Genomic DNA, 6,062 nt, shown 5'->3' with positions numbered 1-6,062 from the left:
AGGGGCAGGGTTCAGACCACGTAAATCGATGTTGATATCTTTCATAACGTCCTCTTTTCTTTTGAGATATTTCTATTGCAAGGTACATTTCAAGTAACGAAAAACGTTTGCGGGAACGTTTGCAGTTTTCATCAAAGATCCGGATCCTGTCAAGAATTATTTGCTGATTTTCAGAAGCGCCATGCTCGATTTACGTCGTCAGCGCGGATCTAAAACGCCGTTATTTACGCAAAAAGCGATACGTATGACGGCAGCACTCGGCGTGGTTGCAGGCGGTTTATCTCTGTAATGTCTGTGCGGTTGCCGGGCATGCGCCTAAGGTGTTGCGTCTCACCGCCGATGACGTTTGCCAGACCAGGGGGGCGCTATGACACCGCCCGGTACCGTCACGTATTCTTACAGGGAGCCGCCTGGGCCGGTAATGACGGCGTATGATGGTGCCGAAGGTTGGCTAGCAATGAAGGAGGAACAACATTGGGACAGGTACAACTGGCGCGTGTTTACGATGTACAGCCGCCGTTTGGGGAAGACGTGTTTCTGGTGGATCGGTTATGGCCGCGCGGCATCAGCAAGCTGCGGCTCGACGGTGTGGTCTGGCTGAAAGCGGTGGCGCCGAGCGATGCGTTGCGTCGTTGGTTTCACGCCAATCCTCAGCAGTGGGCGGAGTTTGTCGAGAGGTATCGTGAGGAACTGACGGTGACGGGCGCGGTACAACCGCTGGTGGAGGCGTTGCGGCAGTCGCGTCGGGTGGTGTTGTTGTATGCCAGCCGTGAGACGCAACGCAATCATGCCGTGGTGCTGCGGCAATTTCTGCTGGAGCAGGCGACTGTCAGCGATTGCGAATAAAGGTGCCGTCCTGCTGGCGGATGAATAATGCCGTCTGGCCATCGGGCATATCGATCTCCAGCGCGCTGACCATCCCGGCGGCGTTACGCTGTAAACGCACTTGTTGCCCGATGTGCAGGGTGCTCAGCGGCTTGCCGGGGCCTTCCACCTGCGCCATGGCAAAGACATCGCCGACCGGGAGATCATTATCACGAAACAGCTGCGCCAGTGTCTGACCCTGGGCTATCTGATAGGTTTGCCAGCGGGCGGCGGGGGGGGAAGGCGTGGTGGCGGTCGGCGGCGTTTGCGCTGTGGATTGCGGCGAAGGAGTCGCCGCGTTGTCTACCAGTTGTGCCTGCATGGGGACGCTTCGGGCACTGAGCGGGACATCTACCGCACGGGGCGCTGTCTGGGTGGTGACGGGGGAATTGGGCCACAGCAGAACCACAAACAGCAGGAACAGTACGATCAGGATCCCGCGTCGATGAAAGCTGGGCAACGGATCCATCCAGCGGAAACTGTCGGGCATGCACCAGACGCGGTTCAACAGCGACGGTGGACGCTCCTGGGGGGCTACGGGTACTTCCTCTTCCCTGACTCTTTCCGCCTGATTGTCGATGTCGGCCCGGCGATGTTGCCGCTGGCCCACATACTGCCGACAGGATTGCCACAATTGCTGGACATCCCAGACGGATTGCTTTCTCCTGGGCGCGATTCTGCCCATGGTGACCTCTCTTACTAGAATAAAATCAGCGTAATTATATCGATAATTATGGAGCGATAACCAGTTAAGGGAAAAATCCGACAGTAATCTCCGTGAGGATACGTTGAACTTTTGCCGCGCGATCCTTGCCGTACATGGCGGTGTGGGCAGCAACGGAAAATTTTACCGGTTCTCTTCGCGCTGTTATGCTGCGGGTTCGATATTTTCTGAGTAAAGGAACATCCATGACAACCCCTTCTTATGACAGCGTAGAAGCGCAGGCAAGCTACGGTATCGGTTTGCAGATTGGTCAGCAGTTACAGGAGTCCGGCCTGGCCGGCCTGATTCCGGAAGCGCTGGTCGCCGGTCTGCGCGATACGCTCGAAGGCAATGCGCCGGCGGTGCCGGTTGATGTGGTGCATCGCGCGCTGCGTGAAGTCCATGAGCGGGCGGATGCGGTACGTCGTGAACGTCAGCGGGAACAGGCCGTGGAAGGGCAGAAGTTTCTGGAAGAGAACGCCCGTCAGGACGGCGTTAGCCTGACTGAATCCGGGTTGCAGTTCCGGGTGTTGACGCAGGGCGAGGGCGCGATCCCTGCGCGTCAGGATCGTGTCCGTGTGCACTACACCGGCCGTCTGATCGACGGTACCGTGTTTGACAGTTCCGTGCAGCGCGGCCAGCCGGCGGAATTCCCGGTGAGTGGCGTGATCGCCGGATGGATTGAAGCGCTGACGCTGATGCCGGTCGGCTCCAAATGGGAGCTCTATATCCCGCATAATCTGGCGTACGGCGAACGTGGCGCCGGCGCGTCGATCCCGCCGTTCAGCGCGTTGATTTTCGAAGTCGAACTGCTGGAAATCCTGTAATTCCCCCCTCGGCCGGGTGTTCCCGGCCGATTTCCTCCCTCGCGAGATTTAGCCGCCGGATGGCCCGGCTTCAGTCCCTCTTGTTGATGCGTTGTCATTCGCCAACAGCGGTCGATAGTGGTGAACCTGCCGCATGGCGACCAGATCCTTACGTCTGACGACATGAGTGGGGGAAGCGCTCCCGGCCAGCGAGCGCGTGTCTATCGTCAGCGTTGCCGCGCCTTCGTCCTGCCATCGCAGTTGTTCGGTACGGGGAAAATGGAACGTGTCCGGCCCGAATACTCCGCTATAACCTCCTTGCGCCTCGGCGTGGCAGCGGTTGGCGAACGCCAGGTAGAGATTGTTTTCCCCGGCGCGCGTGCGGAACAGGTGCCAATGCAACGGATCGGCCCCGGTAGGGATTGGATAGTTCTGCCCAACCCGGCTGCCTGGGTGGGCGCCGGTGAACCCGCCGTCAAGCGCAGCGGCGCAGGCGACGACATCGCATCCTTCCAGCGCCAGAATACGCGCCGCTTCCGGAAACAGCGCATCGTGGCCCACCAGCAGGCCGAGACGGCCGAGGGCGGTATCGAAGACGCCCCAGTGGTCGCCCGCGCTGGCCCAATCTCGATAGGCTTGCGGTAAATGAATTTGACGGTAATGGCCGACGACGCCCTCCGGCCCCAGCAGCAACAGGGTGTTATAGCGCCGTTCGCCGTTCTGTTCCGCCAGCCCGAACGCCAGCCAGACGCGGTGGGTCATCGCCAGTTGCAACAGCGGCCACAGTAATGGAGAGTCCAGCGCGATGGCGCGCTGTTCCGGCGCGTCATAACCAGTGACCGCCAGCTCGGGAAACACCAGCAGTTCGCTGCCTTGTTGGTCGATGGTCTGCTGCGCCAGCGCGGCCATACGTGCCACATTGCCGGCGATATCGTTGCCGGCATCGAACTGGAGTACCGAAATAATGCTCTGCCTGCCAGCCGGTAACGGGCGATGGTTGTAGAGCGTGAAGAAATCGGCGGGGTTCCACAGAAAGCTGTCGCTGAGTAGGCCGTGATAGAGCTCAGGGCGGCGCTGGCGAAAGACCGGTTCGCCCAGCACCTGACGAGGATGCCCGACGAGCTCCAGCGAGGCATAGGCGATGCCGTCGCCGTCGTCCACCGTCGCCAGAATTTCGCCGTCCGGCGCGATAATGCAACTGCCGCCGCTGAACTGCACGCCCCGCTCCAGTCCCCAGCGGTTGCTTTCCAGTAAATAGCAGCCGTTTTCCATCGCCCGGCTGATCCAGTAAGGGGCGGGCGTGCGCTCCGCCAGCCAGTTACTGATGTGGCAGATGATGTCCGCGCCGGCCAGCGCCAGCAGGCGGGCGGTTTCTACATAGTGAATATCCATGCAGATCAGCATGCCGATACGCCCGAGCGGCGTGTCGAACACCTGATGCCGTTCCCCTGCCGCCGCCCATTTGGGTTCGGAAATGTAGGGGTGGCTTTTGCGATGGCAGCCGATAATTCCGTCCGGGCCAATCAGTACGGCGCTGTTGTAATACAGCCCGGTAGCCGCTTCCACTTCCGGCATGCCCAGTACGATGTAGCACTGGTAACGCGCCGCCAGTTCGGCGAAGCGTCCGGTAGTGGGGCCGGGAACGGTTTCCACCTGGCCGGCGATTTCCTGACGGTGGTACCAGCAGTAGCCGGTGGTGGCCATTTCTGGTGTGGTAATCAGTTTGGCGCCCTGCCGGGCGGCCTGTTCTACTAGCGTCAGCAGGCGTGTGATATTGGCTTCCCTGGCGCCGAACAGCGGCTCGAACTGCACGGCGGCGGCAAGAAATGCGGCGGTGGTCATGGCGTTTCCTTATCGATTGATGGCGGACTGGCGGTCACTCCTTGCGGGCAGCCAGCGCGCCGGGCGTAGTCAGGGAAAACACGTCGTTGGCCTGAATCAAAGCGCAGGCCATCTCTTCGACGGTGATGCGCTTGTCCATGGCTTGGTGACGCAGGATCTCGTAGGCGCGTTCTTCGCTGATGCCGTGCATCCGCATCAGGATGGCTTTGGCCTCGCCGACGTAACGCATGCCCAGCATTTTCTTCTCCAGCCGTTCAAGGCGATCGGCCATGCGGCGACGCTGCTGGGCGTGGTGCAACGCCATCACCATGGCGGAAAGCAGGCCGGATGCGCGGATCGGCGTGGTGATGGTGGCGCCGGCGCCCATCTCCAGTGCCTGATCGAGAAAGGTCGGGTTCTCGTAGGCGATCACCGAAACCAACGCATGGCGGGCCGGGTCTAACCAGGGCGTTTCCAATTCCGGCCGGTCGGACTGCGGTGTGAAAAAGATCACATCGGTATCCGGCGGCAACCGTTCCGGGATCGGCCAGAACGCCTGTACCCGGAATCCCATCCGGCGCAGGTGATTGGTCAGCGTGGCGCCGTCCTCGTCGTTGGGATGCAGGACGACGCAACGCACGCCCCGGCTGAGCAGCAAGGCGGTGGTACTGTTGTGAAGTGGGTTATGGCGCATGGGGATACTCCACTTTTGACAGTTTAGTGACCCAATCCCCCTGAACCTGATTGGTCATGTAGGGGTCGGGGGGAACGATGCGGCGCGATTCCCGCACAATGGTGAACTGGCCATCCGGGTTGGACTGGCCGATGCGCGGGTAGAGGCCGGTATGGTGATTGAGTGGATCGACGCGAATGCGCCCCTGCGGCGCGTCGAACTCGCTGCCGTACAGCGCCGGGCGCAGCAGCGCAGCGCTGTCGCTGTCGCAGCTACGCATGGCGTTGGCGAACAGATGCACTTGGCTGTAGGTCGCCTCCCAATTCATATCGGTAGTCAGCGTTGGGCCGAACATCTGGCGGAATTTCGCCAACGCCGCCTGATTAGCCGGGGTCGCGATGCTCTGGAAATAGGGCGATGAAGTGAAGTGGCCCGCGGCCATATCGGCGCCCATCACGGCGATCTCGGTTTCCGAGGTGTTAAGGCTGCCGATGGGCATGGTTTCCGGGTCGAGGCCCTGTTCATAATAGGCACGGTATAAGTAGGGCACCGTTTGGCCGATGACGGTGCTGAAGATGAAATCCGGCTGTTTTCTGCGCACCTCGTCCATCACCGTCAGAAAGGCGTCGTATGGCGCGTTCAGATCAAGATAACGTTCGCCGATCACCGCGCCGTCGTCCCGTTGCAGCAGTAGTTCCTGCATATTGCGGTTGCATTCGTATGGATAGATATAACGCGAACCGATCATGAACACCCGGGCACCGAACTGGCTGGAGAGATAGTCCTCCAGCTGGACGCAGTTCTGGTTGGGTGCCGCGCCGCCGTAGAAAATATTTTCCGAGAATTCAAACCCTTCATACAGCTGGGAGTAGAACAGCAGGCACTGGTATTTCTCCACCACCGGGGTCATTGCCTTGCGGCTGCTGGAGGTGTAGCCGCCGAAGATGACGTTGACCCGATGCTCCACAATCAGTTGCTCCGCCAGCGAGCGGAACAGGGCGTTGTCCGATAGCGGATCCAGATGGATGGCCCGCAGCGGACGGCCGTTGATACCGCCCGACTGGTTGATTTCGCCGATCGCCAGCAGCGCGCCCCGCAGCTGGGATTGCTCCAGCAACGCGGTGACGCCGCGGGAAGAGTAGAGTAAACCGATGTTGATGGGGGCTGATGACGCCATGGTGACTCGCTTTATTCG

7 protein-coding genes are annotated in these 6,062 nt (G+C 60.4%); 2 read left to right on the top strand and 5 right to left on the bottom strand.

Annotated features, from left to right (window positions below; all coding sequences use genetic code 11):
- Positions 1 to 447 precede the first annotated feature (447 nt).
- Positions 448 to 846, top strand: coding sequence for a DUF488 domain-containing protein (locus HEP82_RS15185; RefSeq protein ID WP_407938295.1), 399 nt, complete (start codon positions 448 to 450; stop codon positions 844 to 846).
- Here the strand turns inward: HEP82_RS15185 and HEP82_RS15180 are convergent.
- A complete protein-coding gene (locus HEP82_RS15180) occupies positions 830 to 1,549 on the bottom strand; it encodes a LysM-like peptidoglycan-binding domain-containing protein (protein ID WP_225622496.1) in 720 nt (239 codons plus the stop codon). The two genes, HEP82_RS15185 and HEP82_RS15180, sit on opposite strands and share 17 nt — an antisense overlap.
- 64 nt (positions 1,550 to 1,613) lie before the next feature.
- A complete protein-coding gene (locus HEP82_RS15175) occupies positions 1,614 to 1,775 on the bottom strand; it encodes a hypothetical protein (protein WP_192458849.1) in 162 nt (53 codons plus the stop codon).
- Here HEP82_RS15175 and fklB point away from each other — a divergent pair.
- Positions 1,774 to 2,394, top strand: coding sequence for an FKBP-type peptidyl-prolyl cis-trans isomerase (fklB, locus tag HEP82_RS15170; RefSeq protein ID WP_192458848.1), 621 nt, complete (start codon positions 1,774 to 1,776; stop codon positions 2,392 to 2,394). The genes HEP82_RS15175 and fklB overlap by 2 nt on opposite strands.
- A gap of 48 nt (positions 2,395 to 2,442) precedes the next feature.
- Here fklB and HEP82_RS15165 read toward each other — a convergent pair whose 3' ends face one another.
- From HEP82_RS15165 to HEP82_RS15155, 3 genes are read right to left on the bottom strand one after another with little or no spacing between them, the layout of a single operon-like run.
- Positions 2,443 to 4,215, bottom strand: coding sequence for a nitrilase-related carbon-nitrogen hydrolase (locus HEP82_RS15165; protein ID WP_192458847.1), 1,773 nt, complete (start codon positions 4,213 to 4,215; stop codon positions 2,443 to 2,445).
- Positions 4,216 to 4,249: 34 nt separating this feature from the next.
- Positions 4,250 to 4,888 carry an ANTAR domain-containing response regulator gene (locus tag HEP82_RS15160; protein WP_012764431.1) on the bottom strand — a complete coding sequence of 213 codons (639 nt, stop codon included), beginning with the start codon at positions 4,886 to 4,888 and terminating at the stop codon, positions 4,250 to 4,252.
- Positions 4,878 to 6,044 carry a transporter substrate-binding domain-containing protein gene (locus HEP82_RS15155; protein ID WP_192458846.1) on the bottom strand — a complete coding sequence of 389 codons (1,167 nt, stop codon included), beginning with the start codon at positions 6,042 to 6,044 and terminating at the stop codon, positions 4,878 to 4,880. The genes HEP82_RS15160 and HEP82_RS15155 overlap by 11 nt, the downstream gene beginning before the upstream one ends.
- Positions 6,045 to 6,062 lie beyond the last annotated feature (18 nt).

The sequence above is a fragment of the Musicola keenii genome (assembly GCF_014855505.1).
GTDB classification, from domain to species: Bacteria; Pseudomonadota; Gammaproteobacteria; order Enterobacterales; family Enterobacteriaceae; genus Musicola; species Musicola paradisiaca.
This window is presented reverse-complemented; position numbering and strand designations above follow the sequence as displayed.